Consider the following 20,227-nt stretch of genomic DNA (forward strand, 5'->3'; position numbering starts at 1 on the left):
CTTTAGGAATCTGACTTCAGGAGTCGGACTTCGGACGCTGTCCGAGGAAGAAGGACGAGGACTTCAGCGGCGTGAACGAGGGCCGCTTCAGGCCGGCGCCGAGCAGCGGCGCGGTGTCGACGGGAGCCGTGATGGACGCGGTGGTCCTGCCCTGCGGCGCATCCGGCGTGCAGGTGCCGGCGACGAAGCTCGGCTCGGGCCCAAGCGCGGTGCCGCGGCGGGCGTATTTGTCGTAGGCCAGCGGCAGGGTGTTGTTGAGGCCCTGATGGCCGGCGCCGCCCTTGGCGTCGATCGCCATCATTTCGCTCTGGCACATCTTGCCGGTCTCGACGCACATGTTGAGGATCAGGCGGTAGAGATCGGCATCGACGGTGCCCCAGCGCCGCACCGGCTCATTCTGGCTGGGCTTCTCGAGCTGGAGATATTCGGCGCGGCCGAGCGCGCCGCCGGCGGATTTGGCCTGCGCGATCCAGGCGTCAAAGCCCTTGTCGTCGAGGCCCCGGAAGTTGAAGTGCATGCCGGAGAAGCCGGCGCCGCTGTAGTTGGCCGAGAAGCCCTTATACGTGCCGGCGTGGTTCACCACCGCATGCAGCTTGGTCTCCATGCCCGGCATCGCGTAGATCTGGCCGGCCAGCGCGGGGATGTAGAACGAGTTCATCACCGAGGACGCCGTGATGCGGAAGGTGATCGGGCGATCGACCGGAGCTGCGAGCTCGTTGACGGTGGCGATGCCGTAGTCCGGGTAGATGAACAGCCATTTCCAGTCGAGCGCGACGACGTCGACCTCGAGTGGAGCCTTGGCCTGATCCACGGCGCGGTCGGCATGGATGCGGCCGAGCGTGCGATAGGGGTCGAGCAGATGCGTGCCCATCCAGGTCAGCGCCCCCAGGCAAACGATGATCAAGAGCGGCGCCGACCAGATCACGAGCTCGAGGGCGGTCGAGTGATCCCAGTCCGGCTCGTAGCGGGCCGCGGTGTTGGACTGGCGATAGCGCCAGGCGAACAGCACGGTCAGCGCCATCACCGGGAGGACGATCAGGAGCATCAGGACGGTGGAGATGACGACGAGGTCGCGCTGTTGGGCTGCGATATCGCCGGCTGGGGCCAGCACGACGTAGTCGCAGCCGGTGAGCGCAGCAGCCAGAGGTAGTAGCGCCAGGATCTTGAGACGAGACACGGGCCGAGCCTTTGAGAATGAGTTTCTTTTGCGGGAGCAACGGGTAGCTGCGGCGCAACAATCCGGACATTGGACAATTTGTCCAATGTTGCAGTGCGGGAGGTTGGGTCAGACAGGGCCAGATTGCCCGGCGCCCGCCGGGCGGTCGGCTTTGGTTTTCAGGACGTTAAGGGCGCACGCATGGCGACGGCACAGACCCCCGCAATGGCAGACCTCCACACGGGCGAGCATGGCCACGACCAGGCCAGCCCCGGTGAGATCGCCATTGGCGTCATCATCGGCCGCACCTCGGAATTCTTCGACTTCTTCGTCTTCGCGATCGCCTCGGTGATCGTATTCCCGCGCCTGGTCTTCCCGTTCGCGAGCGAGCTGACCGGCACCCTCTATTCCTTCATGATCTTCGCGCTGGCCTTCATGGCGCGTCCGATCGGCACCGTCATCTTCATGACGGTCGACCGTGCCTACGGCAAGACGGCCAAGCTGATCTCGGCGCTGTTCCTGCTCGGCACCGCGACCGTCGCGCTGGCGTTCCTGCCCGGCTATCACGAGATCGGCGTCGCCGCGATCTGGCTGCTGGCACTGGCGCGCATCGCTCAGGGCCTCGCCTGGGGCGGCGCCTGGGACGGAATGGCCTCGCTGCTGGCGCTGAATGCGCCGCCCTCCAAGCGCGGCTGGTACGCGATGGTGCCGCAGCTCGGCGCTCCGCTCGGGCTGATCGTGGCGAGCGCGCTGTTCGCCTATTTCGCCGGCAATCTGTCGGCCGACGATTTCTTCGACTGGGGCTGGCGCTATCCGTTCTTCGTTGCCTTTGCCATCAACGTGGTGGCGCTGTTCGCGCGCCTGCGCATGGTGACGACGGAGGAATATGCCACGCTGTTCGAGACCCGCGAATTGCAGCCGGCGCGCATCTCCGAGACGGTCGCGCGCGAAGGCCAGACCATCATGCTCGGCGCGTTCGCGCCGCTCGCGAGTTTCGCGCTGTTTCACATGGTTACGGTGTTTCCGCTGTCCTGGGTGTTCCTGTTCACGCACGAGAGCCCGGTGCGCTTCCTGATCATCGAGATCGTCGCCGCCGTGTTCGGCGTCGGCGCGATCGTGGCCTCCGGCATCATCGCCGACCGCGTCGGGCGCAAGTCGCTCTTGATGGGATCGGCGATCGCGATCGCGATCTATAGCGGCTTTGCCCCGCAATTGCTCGATGCCGGCGCGTTCGGCGAGACCATCTACATGGTGATCGGCTTCATCCTGCTCGGCCTGTCCTTCGGCCAGTCCTCCGGTGCGATCGCCTCGAACTTCAAGCAGGCCTATCGCTACACCGCCTCGGCGTTGACCTCGGACATGGCCTGGCTGTTCGGCGCCGGCTTCGCGCCGCTGGTCGCGTTGCTGCTCGCCACCAATCTCGGCGTCATCGCTTCGGGGGCGTATCTGCTCTCCGGCGCGTTCTGGACCCTGCTGGCACTGTGGCTCAGCGGCCAGCGCGAGGCCGGCGATATGGACGCGGGGCGTTGAGGCTTACGCAGTAGCCGCATCGCAAGGTCTCGTAGGGTGGGCAAAGGCGCGTAAGCGCCGTGCCCACCATTTGATTATGATTGAAAGAGTTGGTGGGCACGCTTCGCTTTGCCCAACCTACGGCACCGGCCGTTGCGTCAATCCGCCACGATCTTCACGCGGTCGCGCACTTTCACTTGCGCGGTGCGATCGAGGCCGTTGAGCACGCGGAAGCGCTCGGCGGGATGATCGACGCCGGACATGCGGTGGGACAGCGATTCCACGGTATCGCCGGGCTGCACCGTGATGACCTTGATGCGGAGCGGGCGAGCGGCCTGGATCTCCTCGAGCGTCAGGCGGCGGAACGACTGGACGGTCTCCCGCGCGTTGCGCTCGCTCTCGGTCGATTTCTGCCTTGCCGCGAAGATGAAGCGATAGACGTCGCTGCCGAAGCGCAGCGCGTAGACCTTGAACTGCCACTGGTCGCCCTTGGCGGTGGCGGATGCGGCCGGGAAGCCGTTGATGGTGAGGTCCTCGGTGGACGCCTTCTCGACGCCCTCCATCCAGCCGGAGTTCAGATAGTCGCCGAGCGACTGCTCGGCCGGCACGCGCACCACGTCGAACCGCATCGCCTGTGCGCCGCCCTCGCGCACGCCGATCACGGCTTGGGCGGTGTTGTCGAGCGTGAAATTCTCCGGCGCCTGGAAGGTGAAGCCGAGCTTCGGATGCAGGAAGCGGCGGCCGCGGACGAACCCTTCGCTGGGGTCCTCGCCGTAGACGAGGTTGTCGATCGCGGCGAGATAGCTCTCGCGGTCGCGCTCGGCGCCTTCGGGCGCAGTGTATTGCCGCGCGATGTTCTGCGCGTTCTGCACGCGCTCCGGGGTTGCCGGGTGCGACGAGGTGAAATCCTGCGCGCGCGGATCGAGCGAAGACTTGCCGGCCTTCAGCTCGGCATTGCGCTCCATCGCCGAGAGGAAGCGCGCCGCACCGTAGGGATCGAAATGCGCCTTGGCGGAGATGCCGACGCCGATGCCATCCGCCTCGAGCTCCTGCTTGCGCGAGAAGCTGGCCATGGTGAGCTTGGTCTTGGCCAGCGCCAGCGCGGTGAGATCGGGATCGTTGCTCATGTCGGTGACGACGCGGGTGACGATCGCGGCCTGGCGCGCCTGGTCCTCGCGCATCGCCGCGTGCTTGGACAGCACATGCGCCATCTCGTGGCTGAGCACGGAAGACAGCTCCGAGGTGTCGCTCGCCAGCGCCAGCAGCCCGCGCGTGACATAGAGCTGGCCGTTCGGCAGCGCGAAGGCGTTCACCGCGCCGGAATTGAGGATGGTGACCTTGTAGCCCTGGTCGGGACGGTCGGACGCCGCCACCAGCCGGTCGACGGTCTTGCTGACGAGTGCTTCGAGCCTGGGATCGTCATAGGTTCCGCCATAGCTCCCCAGGATGCGCTCGTGCTCCTTCTCGGTGGCGGGGGTCTGCGCGACGGCCGGCTTGGGCTTGGGCATCGCGACGGCCGGAGGGGTCGCGGCAGCCTGGAACCGGCCCATATCGCCGCAACCCGCCAGCGCTGTGCTCAGGACAAGGCCAAGCGCAGCCGACGCAGCCCGCAGGCGGCGGCCATCACCTCGTCCGTGCCGTTCTAGCACCCCATTCACGTCGCTTAACCCGTGTCCGGCCTGCTCTAAGGCCTTACCCCTGTCGGCTCGTTTGCGCCGAGCAACTCGACCTGTCCTACGAGGCGTATGTCGATGCGCGGCCCCGTATTTCCCTCGACCCAGCCCCGAACTCGAATACGCTTGTTCTCCAAGGACTTAAGGGGAATCCTCGCGCTTTCAAACGCCGGCAGCGTGCGTTTGGAGATAGTCGCCGCAAAGCCTCGTGTCCAGTTTCGTCCGAAGTTGAGGTAGGTCGTTGCCCCAGCTTGCCGGACAGACAGGACTTTGCCCTCGACCACCACAAAGCGCCCGATCCCTGCCAAAATATCGTCCGGACTTTCCGCGTTTTTTATGGCCGACGGGTCAGCCCAACTGCCCTTTTTTTGGCGCCGTGCCGCTGCTTCCGACGCCATCAGGGCGGCCGCGCAGTCGCTGTCCGTGATCTCGGCCGAGACCATGGCCTCGCCCTGGGCCAGCAGCATGGCCTGCACCGGATTGTCGCTTTCGCCGATGAAGACCAGCGCGCCCTGACGGCCATAGCGGTCCGGCGTGTCGTCGCTGCCGCGGAGCCTGACGTCGCCGCCGGCGAGCAGCGACACCAGCGCCTGCTTGGTCGTCGCCATGGGCTCGATCCCCACGAGACGGATCTCGCGGCCGTCGTCGAGACGGAAGCTACGCGCATCGACGATGGCGGCGACGCGGCCCTCGCCCTGGGACTCGAACTGGCACGGCGCAGCAGACGCGGTATGACCCGCGATGAGAAGAAAGACGACGCTGAGATGAAGCAGTTGCGTCACGTGACCCGGAGAGGTTGCGTTGCGCGCCGACCATAACTCAGGCGAGGTGGGTCGCGAAGGGGCTTCTACGCACTCCGTCATTGCGAGCGCAGCGAAGCAAGCCGGAGTCTTTCCGCGGAGGGCTTCTGGATTGCTTCGTCGCAAGAGCTCCTCGCAATGACGGCGGAGGCGCTCTTCCGCATCTCACCATTCCGCTTTGCGGAAAGCTCGCAATGATCATTCATCTTCATCATCGCTCGCGCTTGCTGCGCTGTTGCGCATGCGGCATGATTGCGGCAATAGCGACAGTCAGAACCAACCAAGAGCAATAACCAAGCCGCCATCAGAGCACGGCGCGATAAGGGAGATCGTTTTCCATGAAGACTATTTTGTCGGGCATTTTTGCCGCTGCATTTGCCCTCAATGCGAGCGCCGCGCAGGCCCAGGACAAGCCGCCTCTCAAGATCGGCGGCATCCTGGACATGTCGAGCCTCTATGCCGACATCACCGGCGCCGGCAGCGAGACCGCGGCCAAGATGGCGGTGGAGGACTTCGGCGGCGAAGTGCTGGGGCGCAAGATCCAGGTGCTCGCGGCCGACCATCAGAACAAGGCCGATCTCTCCGGCAATATCGCCCGCGACATGCTCGACAACCAGGGCGTCGAGATGATCTACGACGTCGCGGCCTCCGCGACCGCGCTAGCGGCCGGCGAGATCGCAAAGGCGCGCAACAAGATCATCATGTTCAACGGCCCGGGCTCGATCCGTCTCACCAACGAGGCCTGCGGTCCCTACACCATCCATTACGTGTTCGACACCTACGGCCAAGCCAATGTGACCGGCCTTGCGGCGGTGAAGACGGGCCTCGACAGCTGGTACTTCCTCACGGCCGACTACGCCTTCGGCCAGGATCTGGAGAAGGACACCAGTGCCGTCGTGACCAAGACCGGCGGCAAGGTGCTGGGCAGCGTGCGCCATCCGCTCAACACCTCGGATTTCTCGTCCTTCCTGCTGCAGGCGCAGGCCTCCAAGGCCAAGGTGATCGGGCTCGCCAATGCCGGCGGCGACACCGTCAACGCCATCAAGCAGGCGGCCGAGTTCGGGATCATGAAGGGCGGCCAGAAGGTCTCGCCGCTGCTCGTCTTCGTCACCGACATCGACTCGATCGGCCTCGAGACCGCGCAGGGGCTGCTGCTGGCGGAAGCGTTCTACTGGGACATGAACGACGAGACCCGCGCCTTCTCCAAGCGCTTCCAGGAGCGCGTGAAGCGGCCGCCGACCTCGGCGCAGGCCGGCGTCTACTCCTCCGTCACGCATTACCTGAAGGCGGTGAAGGCGGCCGGCACGACCGATGCTGCGGCCGTGATGAAGGTGATGAAGGAGACGCCGATCAACGACTTCTTCGCCAAGAACGGCAAGATCCGCGAGGACGGCCGCATGATCCACGACATGTACCTGTTCGAGGTGAAGAAGCCGTCGGAGTCGAAGGGCCGCTGGGACGATTACAAGCTGCTCGCCACCGTGCCCGGCAACGAGGCGTTCCAGCCGCTGGAGCAGTCGCGCTGTCCGCTGGTGAAGAAGTGACGGCGTGAGTCGTCCTGACGACGATCGTGCCCAACAACAGGTGGTCATCCCGGGGCGCGAAGCGAACCCGGGATCCATCGGGCGGCAGTGACGGTTGAGGAATGGATTCCGGGTTCGCGCCAAGGGGCGCGCCCCGGAATGACCGAGTAAATCGAGGCATCGAACAAGAGGCCAACACCCATGAACGACATGGTCCTGCAGAAGCTCGAAGGCGGGCTGCTCACCATCACGATGAATCGGCCGGAGCGGAAGAACGCGCTCAATCCGGAGATGGTGGTCGGGCTGGTCGAGGCGGCGCGCCGCGCGGCTGATGATCCCGAGGTGCGCGCCGTGCTGTTCAAGGGCGCCGGCGGCTCGTTCTGCGTCGGCGGCGACGTCAAGTCGATGGCGGCGGGCCGCGCGCCGCTGCCGTTCGAGCAGAAGCTTGCGAACCTGCGTCGCGGCATGGAGGTCTCGCGCATCCTGCACCAGATGCCCAAGCCCGTGGTGGCGCAGCTCGATGGCGCCGCGGCCGGCGCCGGCCTGTCGATGGCGCTGTCCTGCGACCTGCGCATCGCGTCGGAATCCTGCAAGATCACCACCGCCTTCGCCAAGGTCGGCTTCTCCGGCGACTACGGCGGCACCTATTTCCTCACCCAGCTGCTCGGCAGCGCGCGGGCACGCGAGCTCTATCTGATGTCGCCGGTGCTGACCGCGAGGGAAGCCCACGCGATCGGCATGGTGACCAAGGTGGTGCCCGACGCCGAGATCGACGCCGCCGCCCACGAGCTCGCGCTGTCGCTGGCGCAAGGGCCGTCGATCGCGCTCGGCTTCATCAAGCGCAACATCAACAATGCCGAGCATCTGGCGCTGGAGGATTGCTTCGACGGCGAGGCGATCCATCACACCCGCTGTGGCGACACCGAGGACCACAAGGAGGCCGCCAAGGCCTTCGTCGAGAAGCGCAAGCCGACCTTCAAGGGCGCATGACCATGGCGCCCTATATGCGGCTACGGCAGATCTGCCTCGTCGCGTCGCAACTCGCGCCTGTCGTCTCCGACATCGCGGAGATCATGGGCCTTTCCGTCTGCTACCGCGACGGCAACGTGGCGAAGTACGGCCTGGAGAATGCACTGCTCCCGGTCGACACGATCCTGCTGGAGGTGGTCGCGCCGTTCAAGGACGGCACCACGGCCGGTCGCTTCATCGAGAAAACCGGCGGTCGCGGCGGCTATATGGCGATCTTCTGCTGCAACGATCCCGACGAGCGCGGACGCCATGCGAACGCGATGGGCGTGCGCACCGCCAACGTCATCGACCACGCGCCCTATCACGGCGTGCAGCTCCACCCCCGCGATTGCCGCGCCGCCTTCATCGAGTTCAATCAGACCGAAGGCAGCGACGATATCTTGGGCGCGTATCCGCCGGCAGGACCGGACTGGCAGAATTTCATCCGCAAGGACGTGACGCAGGCGCTGACCGCCGTGGAGATGCAGAGTCCCGATCCACAGGGGCTCGCGGAGCATTGGGGCAAGATCATCGGAATTGCGGCCGATGGCACCGCGTTGAAGCTGCCCAACGCCACCTTCCGCTTCGTGAAGGGCGCCAGCGAGATCATGAGCGCGCTGGAGTTTCGGGTAACTGACGCGTCGCGCGTGCTGCATGCGGCGCGCGCGAAGGGGCATGCGGTGGCGGGAAATGAGTTCTTGCTCGGCGGCGTGACGTTTCGGCTAGCGGCTTGAGCTCTTGCCGCAAGTACCGCTGTCGTCCCGGACAAGCGAAGCGCAGATCCGGGACCCATAGCCACAGGGCGAGGTTATGACGCGGGATGATAACTCCGAGACTTCGTCAAACTTCTCCCTGTGGTTATGGATCCCCGCCTTCGCGGGGATGACAGGGGAGGTTGCGGCGATGTCATGGTGATACGGCGAAATCGTGCCGCGATCACCTTCCCCTAAAATTCGCCGCGCGTCGCTCTTCCGTGGCTTTCACGCCTTCCTTGAAGTCTTCCGTCGCGCGCAGGCGGGTCTGTTCGGCGAGCTCGTGGTTGGTCGCCGCCATGACGCGGTCGGCGAGCCCGTTGCGCATCGTGGCCCGGGTGGAGAGCAGGCCGAGCGGGGAGCATTCGGCGATCTCGCCGGCGAGCTTCATCGCGGCTGCCTTGACCTGGTCCTGCGGCACCAGCTCGTTGGCGAGGCCCCATTTGTAGGCCTCTTCGCCGGTGACGCGGCGGCTGGTGTAGAACATCAGCTCGGCGTTGTTCTTGCCGATCAGCTCGGGCAGCGTCACGGTCAGACCGAAGCCGGGATGAAAGCCGAGCTTGGTGAAATTCGCAGAGAAGCGCGCCTCGGGGCAGGTGACGCGGAAATCGGCGGAGACCGCGAGGCCGAGGCCGCCGCCGATAGCGGCGCCCTGCACGGCGGCGACGATCGGCTTCTTGGCGCGGAAGATGCGCACGGCCTGGATGTAAAGATGGTTGATCGGGCCGAGACTGTCGGCCGGATCGCCCTTCTTCTCGGCCTCGCGCGCCTCCTGCGCCTGCCGCGCCGGATCGCCGAAATTGGCGCCGGCGCAGAACGCCTTGCCCTGCGCCGAGAGAACGGAACTGCGGATCTCGATGTCGCGGTCGAATTCGTCGAGCGCGTCCGCGATCTGGTTGATCAGAGAAATGTCGAAGAAGTTGAGCGGCGGGCGGCGGATCTCGATGGTGCCGACATGCCCGACCTTCTCGACGCCGATGTCTGTAAACGTGCTCATGATGTCCTCGATTGGTTAGCGCGAACCAAGTCCGCGCGACTAGCGCAAGCCCAGTCCGCGGGCGATGATGCCGCGCAGCACCTCGGTGGTGCCGCCCTGGATGGTGAGTTTCGGTGCGGTCTTGATGGCGAAGTCGAGTTGCCGCTCCAGCGTCTCGCGGTTGGTCGCGGTCTCCTCGACGAAGGCGGCGAGATCGCGCACGCGGTGCGGCAGCTGCTGCTCCCAGACCGTGCCGATGTCCTTGACGATGGACGCCTCGACCACCGGCTCCTTGCCGGCCTCGAGCATGCCGGCCACCGAGACCGACATCCGCCGCATGGTGTGGAGCTGCGCGACCAGGCGGCCGATGCCTTCGGCGCTGCGCGTGTCCGGATTGGGGCCGACCGCGCGCACCAGCTCGGTCAGCACATAATAGGTTTCGAGGAAACGCTCGGGGCCCGAACGCTCATAGGCGAGCTCGCTCGTCGCCTGCTTCCAGGCACCGTCGACCTCGCCGAGCACGTGGTCGTCAGGGATGAAGTGATCGGTGAAGACGACCTCGTTGAACTCGTACTGCCCGGTGATCTGGCCGATCGGGTTCACCTTGATGCCCGGCTGCTTCATCTTGACCAGGAACTGGGTCAGGCCGTGGCGGCGGTTTTCTTTGGTCGGCGGCGAGGTCCGGAAGATCGCGATCATGTAATCGGCGATGTGCGCCGAGGAGGTCCAGATCTTGGTGCCGTTGATGAGATAGCCGCCGTCGGTCTTGGTCGCGCGGGTCTTCGCCGCGAACAGGTCGGAGCCGGAATTCGGCTCGCTCATGCCGATGGCAAAGCAGACCTCGCCGCGGCAGATCCGCGGCAGGATCTCCATCTTGATGTGCTCGGGCGCATATTTCAGCAGCACCGGTCCGCTCTGGCGGTCGGCGACGAAGAAGCGCCGCGTCGGCGCGTTGGCGACGCGCATCTCCTCGGTCACGACGTAACGTTCGAGGAAGGAGCGTTCCTGGCCGCCATATTTCTTCGGCCAGGTCATGCCGAGCCAGCCCTTGGCGCCGACCCGGCGGGAGAATTCAGGCGCGTCGGTGTCCTCGCGGTTGGGCTTGTGCGGGTCGAAGGTGCCGGCAGCGATCTCCTCGGCGAGGAAAGCGCGGACTTCCTTGCGCAATTGCTCGCACTTTTCGGGCAGGCGGATCGGATCGAAACGAAGCGCAGCGGTCATGTGTTTCTCTCCCTGATCAGCGCGAGGCCACCAGCGGCCACAATTCGTCGGCGCCGCGGTTTGCCACCAGCTTGCCGAGCTCGACGGCCCAATGGCTCTCCGAGCCGAAATCGTCGCGCCAGGCCAGCGCCCGCAGCGAATAGCGGTGCAGGATGTGCTCGATGGTGAAGCCGATCGCGCCATGCACCTGATGCGCGATGGCGCCGCCCTTTTCCGCGGCTTCCGCGCAGCGGATCTTTGCGGAGGCCGCTTCGAGATAGACCTCGTCGTCGAAGACCTTGGCATTCGCGATGGCGTCGGCCGCGGACGTCGCCGCCGCAAGCGCCGCGGCGGATTCGCCGGCGAGGCGCGCGAGATTGTGCTGCACGGCTTGGAATTTCGAGATCTTCTTCTCGAAGGCGACACGCTCGTTGGAATAGCGCACGGAGATGTCGAGCATCGATTCCAGTGCGCCCGCGATCTGCAGGCTGCGCGCAACGCCGCCCATCAGCATCAGATGGGTCTGGTCAACGCCCTTCGGCGCGGGCTTGAGCGTGACGGGCTGGACCTTGTCGAGCGTCACGGTGTCGCTGTGGTCGTAGCCGACATTGAGGCCGGATTCGATGCGCGCCTTGCTGGCGTCGACCAGCGCGATCGCGACCCCATCCTTGCCATGCGCCAGCACCGCGAAATGCTTCGCCGCCTTCGCAAAAGGCACGCCGCGGGCGCGGCCGGAGAGCGAACCGTCGGCATCGAGGCTGATGCGGTCCTTCGGTGAAGCCGGCAGCACCGTCATCTCGCCCTCGGGGGAAGCGATCTTCGCCTGCGCCAGCAGCCAGCCCGCCAGCATGGTCTCGGCCAGGGGAACCGCGACGGCGAAACGGCCGGCGGCGTTCAACAGCGCAAAACCGTCGGCGAGGCTCGCGCCGGAGCCGCCGAGCTCATCGGGCACCCAGGACAATGGCAGGCCGACCTCGCTCAGCGCCTGCCATAGCGGCGCCTGCCATGCACCCTTCTTGTCGTTGTTGATAGTTTGCGGATCGGCGAGATCGGCGAAGATCTTCTCCGCGGTCTCGACGACGATGTTGTCACTCTCCGCCACAGCGTTCCCCGTGTTTTGCCGTTGGCGCCTCCCGCCAGGCTGAGCGGGCGCGCAGGTCTTCTTGCGCCCGATGATCCGAAAAAGCCATGGCCCTGACAAGCGTTGATCGCAGGTCAACCTGCGGCGCGGGCATGGGCGCAAGGATCGAGGGGAAGCTAATTCCGCTTAGCGGAGTTTGCTCGATTTGCAGGGCGCCGCAAACTCGCTAAACAAGGCGCGAACGATCAGAGCCACGGGGAAGGAAATCAGGATGGCCAAGGACAATCTGTGCGCAATCGTGACGGGGTCTGCTTCCGGGCTCGGCGCGGCGACGGCCGAGATTCTCGCGCGCAGCGGGGCGCGGCTCGTCATCAACTATTCGTCGAGCCAGAAGGAGGCCGAGGCTACCGCGGACGTCTGCCGCAAGGCCGGCGCGGCGGAGGTGCTGGTCGCGCAGGGCGACGTTTCGAAGGATGAGGATTGCCGCAAGATCGTCGCGGCCGCCAGCGGCTGGGGCCGGCTCGACATCCTCGTCAACAATGCCGGCACCACCAAGCATGTCGCTCACGCCGATCTCGACGGATTGTCGGCTGAGGATTTCCAGCGGGTCTATGGCGTCAACACCATCGGCCCGTTCCAGATGGTGCGCGCCGCGCGCGGCCTGCTCGAGGCCGGCGCCAAAGCCTCGGGGCGGCCCTCCGCCGTGGTCAACGTGTCCTCGGTGGCCGGCATCAGCGGCGTCGGCTCGTCGATCGCCTATGCCGCCAGCAAGGGCGCGCTCAATACCATGACGCTGTCGCTGTCGCGCGCGCTGGCGCCGCTGATCCGCGTCAACACGGTGTGCCCCGGCTATATCGACACGCCCTGGTTCACCAAGGGCCGCGGCGAGGCCGGCGCCAAGCAGGTGCGCGACAGCGTGGTGGCGAAGGTGCCGCTGAAGGTCGCTTCGAGCGCCGAGGACATCGCGCAGCTGGTCTGCTTCCTGGCGATGCCGGCGTCCAGCAACATGACCGGCGAGGTCGTGCGCATGGACGCGGGGATGCATTTGGTGACGTGAGACGGCGCTTCAAACGCCGCTGTCATCCCCGCGAAGGCGGGGATCCACAACCACAGGGAGGAGACTGGCGCGAGTCGGGTCACTCCGAGTCATCGCCAAGCCACTCCCTGTGGTTATGGGTCACGGGCTCGCTTCGCGCCCCGGGACGACACCGAATTTGTTGATAGGACGTCCCGCAAACCGACGGCGCGTCACCCCTTGATGACGCCGCTTGCCACCAGCCGATTCCAGATGAACAGCACCACCACCGCGCCGATCGTGGCCATGATGAAGCCGGCACCCTGGTCGGGGCTGTAATGGCCGATGGCCTGGCCGATCCAGGTCGCCAGAAACGCGCCGGCGATGCCGAGGATGGTGGTGAGGATGAAGCCGCTCGGATTGTTCGGCCCCGGCGCCAGCCAGCGCGCGATGAGGCCGGCAATGAAGCCGACAACGATGATCCACAACAGGCCGCCCATGCTCATGAATGTGCTCCCCTTCCCAAAAGCGTGTCGATCGAGGTCTGATTAAATCCTGCCCGAGAGCTCGTCCTCGGTCGGCAGCCGTCCATCCGGCGTCAGATGATCGATCACCTGCGGCAGATATTGGCTGAGGCCGTTGAGCAGCTCCTCGCGCGGCAGGCCGCTTTGGGCGGATAGGCTGTCGATCTGGTCGGCGCCGAGCGCGCTGGCGAGATCGCCTGGCGCGATCGGTTTGTTCTCGCCCTTTCCGACCCAGGAATTGGCGGCGTCGCCGTGACCGCCCTGCTGCAGCTGGTTGAGGAGATCGCCAAGCCCGCCGCTCAGGATGCTGCCGGCCGCGCCGCCGGCGACCAAGCCGCCGAGGCCGCCCTTGAGCATGTCGCTCAGACTGCCGCCCCGGCCTGCGTTCACCGGCGGAGGCGCGGGCGCCGGCGACGGTTGGGGTGCTGAGCCGGACTGGTTGCCGGTGAAATGCTTGAATGCCTTCCAGGCGAGCAGGCCGAGCAGCGCCATGGTCATCGGCGACATGCCGCCGGAGGATTTCTCGGTGCTCGGCGTAGAGGGGCCGCGCGGGCCGTTCTGCATGCCGTTGAGGACGTCGAGTAGACCCATGGTGCTCTCCTTTGGCGTCTCGTTCGGCGAGCGCGCGCCGCTGACTGCCCCCGGGGCGAAAACATATGGGGCCGTCATGACCGTTACAAGTCGGCGGCGACGCGATTGGTTGCTGGCCCCGCCTCTGCTATCGAGGGCAGGACGTTGAGGGAGCAGGCTCAGTGGTTGCGGATCGACCGATCGTGGTGGCTGGCGCCGGCGCCATCGGCTGTTTCGTCGGCGGCATGCTGGCGGCCGGCGGCCGCCGTGTCGCTCTCTTGGTGCGGCCGCGGGTGAAAACCGAGATCGAGCGGTTCGGCCTGCTTCTGACCGATTTCGACGGCTCCGAGAAAAAGCTCAATGCAGGCCAGCTCGCGCTGTCGGAGAATCCTGCGATCTTCCACAATGCCGGCATCGTGCTGGTCACGGTGAAGAGCGCCGATACGGCCGCCGTCGCGGATCAGATCGCGCAGCATGCGCCCGAGGATGCCGTCATCGTCTCGCTCCAGAACGGTATCGGCAATGTCGCGGTGCTGCGCGAGCGTCTCGGCGGCCGCCGCGTGCTCGCCGGGATGGTGCCCTTCAACGTGATCGCGATGGGCGAGGGCCGTTTCCACCGCTCGACCTCAGGCGACATCCATATCGGCGAGGACGCCGCGAACACGGCCGCTGCGCTCACGGTGCCTGGCCTCGCCGTGCGCGCAAGCGCTGACATCACCGGCGTGCAATGGGGCAAGCTGATCATCAATCTGAACAACGCGCTCAGCGCGCTCTCCGACATGCCGCTCGCCGCGCAATTGGCCAACCGCGACTGGCGCAGGCTGTTCGCCGACCAGATGGCGGAAGGACTTGCCGCGCTGAAGGCCGCCGGCATCGCGCCGGTGTCTTCGACGCCGATCCCGATGAGCTGGTCTCCGACCTTGCTGCGGCTGCCGGATGCGATCTTCAGCGCGATCCTGGGGCGGACCATGAAGATAGATCCCGAGGCGCGCTCCTCGATGTGGCAGGACCTGAAACAGGGCCGCAAGACCGAGATCGACTATCTCCAGGGCGCCGTGATCGCGCTCGCCGAGCAAAACCATGTCGAGGTGCCGCTGATGCGCCGTATTGTTGCGCTGATCAGGGAGGCCGAGGCGGCCGGCAACGGACCGCCGCGCCTGACGCCGCAGCAGATCCGCGGCGGGACTTGAGCACGAGGAGAGGTGCGATGAAGCGTTACTGGATGATGGGACTGGCGCTGGCGACGTTCTGCGGCGCCGCGACGCTCGTCCATGCACGGCCACCAACAGTCCAGAACTCTCCCGGCTATGACAGGCGGTTGCAGGAAAGCAGATCGCAGTTGGGCAGTTCGCCGACGACGGTGGCGCCTGCGGATGCACCGATGACCAAACCAAAGCAGCGCAAGAAGAAACGCACGAACTAAGTGCGACCCTGTCGTAGGGTGGGCAAAGCGAAGCGTGCCCACCAACTCTCTCGATCATGAATCAATGGTGGGCACGGCGCTGCGCGCCTTTGCCCACCCTACAAGTCTGCGGCTTCAGCTCTTCTTCGCAGGCTTGCTCGGGGTCGGGCTGAACAGCTTCTTCAGGTCGTTCAAGCTTTCCGACAGCCGCGGCCATTCGCAGGAGAAGGAGCCCTTGGCGCAGGGCGCGCCCTTGCGCTGGCCGACGGTCTGCTGCACCTTCGGCCGCTCGACCGGCACCGGCACGCGGGCGACCTCGGTTCTCAATGCGACCTGCTGGATCTGCCGGGCCTGTTGCTCCTGCTGCTCGCGCTGCTGACGTGCGGTCGCTTGCGCCGCTTCGTTGTTGCGGCGCTCCCTGGCGAGATAGGCGGTGTAGGCTTCGTCGATCTTCTTCTGTTCCTCCGGCGTCGGATTGGGGCCGGCGATGTCGAAGGTGCGATCCTGCAGGAAGTCGTAATAGGAATAGCCGCCGCCGGGCTTGCGGCGCCCGGCGAACTTGGCGTTGCAATCGGCGAGCGCGGATGTCTTCTCGGCCTTGGTCGCAGCCTTCTCGGCGGCGTCGGCGCATTCCTCGAAATCGACTGGCGCGCGCTTCCACCATTGTGCCTGGGCATGCGGCAGCGTCAGCAGAAAAAATCCTGCTATGGCTACGGGAAACAGCGCCGCACGACGCAATGCGATCACGGACGACATTCTACGAGAGCATTCCTTGCAAAACTCAACCCAAACTGAGTCGAGTCGGATTTTTGCCTCTTTATCGCCGGCTTGTCACCCGTGGAACTCGGGAATTTCATGGCTGCGATGCTGACATTTTGTGCTTGACGTGGCGCAGGAGTCACAGCGCCGCGCCGGCCGGCTGCTACACTTCGCCTTGCGGGCGCCTCACCCGAGGCGACGCCAAATAACACGAACCAAGAACGCGAAATGGAAACGCCCGATGCTGCTGCCCCTGTCCGACGTGCCGCGCTGGTACGCTGAACGCAAGCCACATGGCACGATCGCCGTCCGTCATGGGCAGGACACGCTGACATGGGACGAACTCGAGCGCGGCGCCAACCGGCGCGCGCGGGCGTTCGCGGCCAAGGGCGTCAAGCCCGGCGATTTCGTTGCGATCGGCTTGCCGAACGGCAATGCGTTCTTCGAGACCTCGTTCGCGGTGTGGAAGTGCGGGGCAACGCCGACCTCGCTATCGTGGCGGCTGCCGCGCGGCGAAGCGGCCGCGGTGCTCGACATCCTCAAGCCAGCGCTGGTGGTCGGCGGCGAAGCCGACTGGAACGCGCCGAACCGTTTGCCGGGGGATTTCGTGCCGGAGGGATTTTCGGACGAGCCGCTCAATCCCCCGGTGGCGCGCTACTGGAAGGCGATGACCTCGGGCGGCTCGACCGGGCGGCCAAAAGTGATCCTCGATCATCATCCGGCGGTGACCGACACGGTCGCGCCGCCGCCGCTCAACATCCCCTTCGGAGTCTCGCTGCTCAATCCCGGCCCGCTCTATCACAACGCGCCGTTCATCGTGTCGCACTACGCGCTGTTCACCGGCGGCAAGCTCACCGGTCTTGCCAGGTTCGACGCCGAGGAGACGCTGCGGCAGATCGAGCGCGAGCGCGTGCAATGGGTCAATTTCGTGCCGACCATGATGCATCGGATCTGGGCGCTGCCAGAACACGTGCGCAACGCTTACGACCTGTCGAGCCTGCAGACCGTCTTCCACATGGCCGCGCCGATGCCGCCGTGGCTGAAGGAGAACTGGATCGGCTGGCTCGGACCCGAGCGGATCTGGGAGCTCTATGGCGGCACCGAGCGGCAGGGCGCCTGCATCATCTCCGGCGCGGAATGGCTGACGCACAAGGGCTCGGTCGGCAAGATCGGCGACATGGCGAAGCTGCGCATCATCGGCGAGGACGGCAACGACGTCGCGCCAGGCGAGACCGGGGAGATCTATTTCCTCAACAATGACGGTAAGGATGCGACCTATCACTATCTCGGCGCCGAGCCGAAGCGTCGTGCCGACGGCTGGGAATCGCTCGGCGACATCGGCCGGCTGGATGCGGACGGCTATCTCTATCTCGGTGATCGCCTCGCCGACATGGTGCTGCGCGGCGGTGCCAACATCTATCCGGCCGAGGTCGAGGCCGCCGTCTCCGAGGCTCCCGGCGTGCGCTCCTGCGTCGTGGTCGGACTGCCCGATCCGGAATTGGGCCAGCGCGTGCATGCCATCATCGAGCCGGAGGGCGATGCGAATGGCCAGGCCATCGCCGACGGCATGGCGGACTTTCTCAAGGACCGGCTCAGCCGCTACAAGCATCCCGAGAGCTTCGAGTTTGTCAGCGTCCCGCCGCGCGATGATTCGGGCAAGGTTCGCAGAACATTGTTGCGCGACGAGCGCGCGGCGTGGATGAAGGAAGGGCGTGCTTTCCGGATTTGGCCGATGAAGACGCGGGCGCCCGCCGAATAAGAAGGAAGGACCAAGGGATATGACGATCACCATCGCCGCCAACAGCGTGCCGAAGCCGCCGGCCGAGATCATCGAGGGTTTTCGGGACGCGCCGACCTCGGTGATTTCAGACAATCTGGCCCGGCTGCCGGGCGCGGTCGGGCTGAAACCCTATCATCGCGGGGCTAAGCTGGTGGGCACGGCCTTCACCGTGCGCACCCGTCCGGGCGACAATCTCGCCATCCATCGTGCGCTCGAGCTGGTCGGTCCCGGCGACGTCATCGTGGTCGATGGCGGCGGCGACGAGACGCGGGCGCTGGTCGGCGAGATCATGAAGAACATCGCGCAATGGCGAAAGTCCGAAGGCTATGTGATCGACGGCGCCATTCGCGACGTCGCCGCGTTCGCGGCCGATGACTTTCCCTGCTACGCCCGCGCCGTGATCCATCGTGGTCCCTACAAGAGCGGGCCGGGCGAGATCAACGTGCCCGTGTCGATCGGCGGCAGCGTGATTGCGCCCGGCGACATCGTGGTCGGCGACGAGGACGGCGTGGTGTCGTTTCCCGCCGCGGGGGCCGCGGCGCTGCTGCAAGCCGTGCGGACCCAGGTCGCGCGCGAGGAGGAGACCCTGAAGGCGATCCGCGAGGGCCACTACAAGGGCTCTTACGGCAAGTCCTGATCGAACGAGCATGAAGGAGAGAATGGCGTGAGCCAGAAGGACGAATTCCACAACATCGACGATCCCAGCGACGGCCTCTTCCGCGAGCTCGCCGCCGGCGTGACCACGCGCATCTTCTCCGGCGAGCAGGCGATGCTGTCGGTGGTGACGCTGGCGCCGCATGCGCAAGGCACGCTGCACCATCATCCCGAGGAGCAATGGGGCGTGCTGCTGGACGGCTCCGCCATCCGCGTCCAGGGCGATGAGGAAATTCCGGTGAAAAAGGGCGATTTCTGGCGCTCGCCTGGCAACGTGCCGCACACCATGCGCGCCGGCCCGGATGGGGCCCGGGTGCTGGACATTTTCAGTCCGCCTCGGCCAGAATACAAGAAAGCGGGGTCGGGCTTCGGCACGAGCTGAAGCGCTTCCCGCTTTAAGCTAGTTTTGAGCATGATCTTGTCGGAAAACCGTTGCACGCTTTTCCGGATCACGCTTCAGCGTCAAGAGCAAAAAAGCCGGGCGCTGAAATCAAAGGGAGGGGACCATGACGATCACACGACGCACGCTCCTGGCCGCGCCGGCCATTCTCGCAATGACGCCGGCGATGGCGCAAGGGAGCAAGATCACGCTGGTCGTGCCGTTCCCGCCGGGCGGCTCGACCGACGCGATGGCGCGGCTGCTGCAGAGCAGCCTGCAAACCAAGCTCAATCGCATCGTCGTGGTGGAGAACAAGTCGGGCGCTGCCGGGGCGCTCGGCGCGGCGCAGGTCGCCAAGAGCCCGGCGGACGGCTCGACCTTCCTGGTCACGTTCGATTCCCATGCGGTGATCCCGTCGATCCTCGACAAGCCGCCGCTGGATGTCGAGCGCGAGCTGATGCCGGTGCTGCTGATCGGCACCGCGCCCTACGTGATCGCGGCCGGCGCCGACCGCCCCTACAAGAGCTTTGCCGACGTCGTGGCCGCCTGCAAGGCAACGCCGGGCGCGGTAAAATACGCCTCGGTCGGCATCGGCACGCTCGGCCATCTCGCCATGACGGTGCTCGGCAGCAAGGCCGGGGTCGAGATAACCCACGTGCCCTATCGCGGCGGCGGGCCGGCGATGAACGACGTGCTCGGCGGTCATGTCGATCTCATCGCGGGATCGGCGGCGCTGGTCGCCGCCCAGCTCGGCACCAACATGCTGCGGCCGATCCTGCAGCTCGGCCGCGAGCGGCTGGCGGCCCTGCCTGACACTCAGACCGCGATCGAGGCGGGCTTTCCCGATTTCGAGACGCTGGCCTGGTGGGGCATCTTCGCGCCCGCAGGCACGCCGCCCGACGTCGTCGCAGCCTTCGCGACCGCGTCCAAGGAGACCCTGAGCCAGCCTGCGACCGCCACCCAGCTGAAGGAGACGCAGCACATGACGCTGCTGCTCCAGGACGGCGCCGCCTTCAAGACCTTCTTCGACAAGCAGGTCGCCACTTGGGGCAAGGTGGTGAAGGACAACAATATCAGGGCGTAGCTGGCCGGGCCGCGGTCCTTGCGCATTGGTCCGGGCAGAGGGCTTCCGATCCCGCCGCCGCTTTGATATGTACACCCAGGCAACCCGTCCGTGCGGCGGGTTCCGCGGTCCCGTAGCTCAGCCGGATAGAGCGACGGTTTCCTAAACCGTAGGTCGGAAGTTCGAGTCTTCCCGGGATCGCCATTCTTTCTAGTCCCTGCCAGCCATTAGCTATCAGAATGAAGCGGATTCGCTCTGCCGGCAGCGGATGGGCGACGCAATTGCAGGCATGCGGTCGCGGCTGCAATTGAGTCGGGCCCGCGACGTCATGGCCGTGTGGCTAACGCCCCCCGGGCGGTGGCCCCGACTGGTGCGCGCAGTACGCCGCTGATGATTGGCGAAG

Annotated in this window: 20 protein-coding genes and 1 tRNA gene; 12 read left to right on the forward strand and 9 right to left on the reverse strand. The window is 65.8% G+C overall.

Annotation, left to right across the window (positions count from 1 at the left end; all coding sequences use genetic code 11):
• Positions 1 to 16: 16 nt before the first annotated feature.
• Positions 17 to 1,177, reverse strand: a complete 1,161-nt coding sequence (cyoA, locus tag DCM79_RS07990; protein ID WP_257179425.1) for a ubiquinol oxidase subunit II — start codon at positions 1,175 to 1,177, stop codon at positions 17 to 19.
• Between the two features lie 180 nt (positions 1,178 to 1,357).
• Here cyoA and DCM79_RS07995 point away from each other — a divergent pair, with 180 nt between their 5' ends.
• Entirely contained in the window at positions 1,358 to 2,686 is a 1,329-nt protein-coding gene (locus DCM79_RS07995) for an MFS transporter (protein ID WP_257179426.1), read from the forward strand.
• A gap of 137 nt (positions 2,687 to 2,823) precedes the next feature.
• On the opposite strand, the gene DCM79_RS08000 is transcribed toward DCM79_RS07995, so the two are convergent.
• On the reverse strand, positions 2,824 to 4,215 hold the full coding sequence (locus tag DCM79_RS08000; RefSeq protein WP_257179427.1) for a M48 family metalloprotease: 1,392 nt from the start codon (positions 4,213 to 4,215) through the stop codon (positions 2,824 to 2,826).
• 134 nt (positions 4,216 to 4,349) lie between these two features.
• Positions 4,350 to 5,201: a thermonuclease family protein gene (locus tag DCM79_RS08005; RefSeq protein WP_257179429.1), complete on the reverse strand. Its 852-nt coding sequence runs from the start codon at positions 5,199 to 5,201 to the stop codon at positions 4,350 to 4,352.
• A gap of 275 nt (positions 5,202 to 5,476) precedes the next feature.
• Between DCM79_RS08005 and DCM79_RS08010 the strand changes: the two genes are divergently transcribed.
• The 3 genes from DCM79_RS08010 to DCM79_RS08020 all read left to right on the forward strand — a co-directional run bounded on the left by DCM79_RS08010 (position 5,477) and on the right by DCM79_RS08020 (position 8,403).
• Complete coding sequence (locus tag DCM79_RS08010; protein ID WP_257179430.1) at positions 5,477 to 6,682, forward strand: ABC transporter substrate-binding protein; 1,206 nt, start codon at positions 5,477 to 5,479, stop codon at positions 6,680 to 6,682.
• 180 nt (positions 6,683 to 6,862) lie between these two features.
• Positions 6,863 to 7,651: an enoyl-CoA hydratase gene (locus tag DCM79_RS08015; protein WP_126260972.1), complete on the forward strand. Its 789-nt coding sequence runs from the start codon at positions 6,863 to 6,865 to the stop codon at positions 7,649 to 7,651.
• A gap of 2 nt (positions 7,652 to 7,653) precedes the next feature.
• Positions 7,654 to 8,403 (forward strand): hypothetical protein, encoded by a 750-nt coding sequence (locus DCM79_RS08020; RefSeq protein WP_257180718.1) that lies wholly within the window; start codon positions 7,654 to 7,656, stop codon positions 8,401 to 8,403.
• Between the two features lie 202 nt (positions 8,404 to 8,605).
• Here DCM79_RS08020 and DCM79_RS08025 read toward each other — a convergent pair whose 3' ends face one another.
• The 3 genes from DCM79_RS08025 to DCM79_RS08035 are packed head-to-tail and all read right to left on the reverse strand — an operon-like array spanning position 8,606 to position 11,699.
• Positions 8,606 to 9,418 (reverse strand): enoyl-CoA hydratase/isomerase family protein, encoded by an 813-nt coding sequence (locus DCM79_RS08025; RefSeq protein WP_257179431.1) that lies wholly within the window; start codon positions 9,416 to 9,418, stop codon positions 8,606 to 8,608.
• 39 nt (positions 9,419 to 9,457) lie between these two features.
• A complete protein-coding gene (locus DCM79_RS08030; RefSeq protein ID WP_028138986.1) occupies positions 9,458 to 10,618 on the reverse strand; it encodes an acyl-CoA dehydrogenase family protein in 1,161 nt (386 codons plus the stop codon).
• A gap of 16 nt (positions 10,619 to 10,634) precedes the next feature.
• The gene (locus DCM79_RS08035; protein WP_257179432.1) at positions 10,635 to 11,699 is read right to left on the reverse strand and encodes an acyl-CoA dehydrogenase family protein; all 1,065 of its coding nucleotides are present in this window, start codon (positions 11,697 to 11,699) and stop codon (positions 10,635 to 10,637) included.
• 250 nt (positions 11,700 to 11,949) lie between these two features.
• On the opposite strand from DCM79_RS08035, the gene DCM79_RS08040 reads away from it, so the two are divergent.
• A complete protein-coding gene (locus DCM79_RS08040; protein ID WP_257179434.1) occupies positions 11,950 to 12,735 on the forward strand; it encodes an SDR family NAD(P)-dependent oxidoreductase in 786 nt (261 codons plus the stop codon).
• A 191-nt stretch (positions 12,736 to 12,926) separates the two neighbouring features.
• Here the strand turns inward: DCM79_RS08040 and DCM79_RS08045 are convergent, their stop codons facing one another.
• Both DCM79_RS08045 and DCM79_RS08050 read right to left on the reverse strand, forming a co-directional pair.
• Positions 12,927 to 13,199, reverse strand: coding sequence for a GlsB/YeaQ/YmgE family stress response membrane protein (locus DCM79_RS08045; RefSeq protein ID WP_257179435.1), 273 nt, complete (start codon positions 13,197 to 13,199; stop codon positions 12,927 to 12,929).
• A 42-nt stretch (positions 13,200 to 13,241) separates the two neighbouring features.
• Positions 13,242 to 13,808: a YidB family protein gene (locus tag DCM79_RS08050; RefSeq protein WP_257179436.1), complete on the reverse strand. Its 567-nt coding sequence runs from the start codon at positions 13,806 to 13,808 to the stop codon at positions 13,242 to 13,244.
• A gap of 161 nt (positions 13,809 to 13,969) precedes the next feature.
• On the opposite strand from DCM79_RS08050, the gene DCM79_RS08055 reads away from it, so the two are divergent.
• On the forward strand, positions 13,970 to 14,977 hold the full coding sequence (locus tag DCM79_RS08055) for a 2-dehydropantoate 2-reductase (RefSeq protein WP_257179437.1): 1,008 nt from the start codon (positions 13,970 to 13,972) through the stop codon (positions 14,975 to 14,977).
• A gap of 17 nt (positions 14,978 to 14,994) precedes the next feature.
• Positions 14,995 to 15,210 (forward strand): hypothetical protein, encoded by a 216-nt coding sequence (locus DCM79_RS08060; protein WP_257179438.1) that lies wholly within the window; start codon positions 14,995 to 14,997, stop codon positions 15,208 to 15,210.
• A 114-nt stretch (positions 15,211 to 15,324) separates the two neighbouring features.
• On the opposite strand, the gene DCM79_RS08065 is transcribed toward DCM79_RS08060, so the two are convergent.
• A complete protein-coding gene (locus tag DCM79_RS08065) occupies positions 15,325 to 15,945 on the reverse strand; it encodes a hypothetical protein (protein ID WP_257179439.1) in 621 nt (206 codons plus the stop codon).
• A 244-nt stretch (positions 15,946 to 16,189) separates the two neighbouring features.
• Here DCM79_RS08065 and DCM79_RS08070 point away from each other — a divergent pair, with 244 nt between their 5' ends.
• The 5 genes from DCM79_RS08070 (at position 16,190) to DCM79_RS08090 (ending at position 20,028) form a co-directional block, all read left to right on the forward strand.
• Positions 16,190 to 17,707 (forward strand): AMP-binding protein, encoded by a 1,518-nt coding sequence (locus DCM79_RS08070; RefSeq protein ID WP_257179440.1) that lies wholly within the window; start codon positions 16,190 to 16,192, stop codon positions 17,705 to 17,707.
• 19 nt (positions 17,708 to 17,726) lie between these two features.
• Positions 17,727 to 18,365, forward strand: coding sequence for an RraA family protein (locus DCM79_RS08075; RefSeq protein WP_257179441.1), 639 nt, complete (start codon positions 17,727 to 17,729; stop codon positions 18,363 to 18,365).
• A gap of 27 nt (positions 18,366 to 18,392) precedes the next feature.
• Positions 18,393 to 18,764, forward strand: a complete 372-nt coding sequence (locus tag DCM79_RS08080) for a dimethylsulfonioproprionate lyase family protein (protein WP_257179442.1) — start codon at positions 18,393 to 18,395, stop codon at positions 18,762 to 18,764.
• 124 nt (positions 18,765 to 18,888) lie between these two features.
• Positions 18,889 to 19,845: a tripartite tricarboxylate transporter substrate-binding protein gene (locus DCM79_RS08085; RefSeq protein WP_257179443.1), complete on the forward strand. Its 957-nt coding sequence runs from the start codon at positions 18,889 to 18,891 to the stop codon at positions 19,843 to 19,845.
• Positions 19,846 to 19,951: 106 nt separating this feature from the next.
• Positions 19,952 to 20,028 (forward strand) — tRNA-Arg (locus DCM79_RS08090).
• Positions 20,029 to 20,227 lie beyond the last annotated feature (199 nt).

The organism is Bradyrhizobium sp. WBOS07, from assembly GCF_024585165.1.
Taxonomy (GTDB): domain Bacteria; phylum Pseudomonadota; class Alphaproteobacteria; order Rhizobiales; family Xanthobacteraceae; genus Bradyrhizobium; species Bradyrhizobium japonicum_B.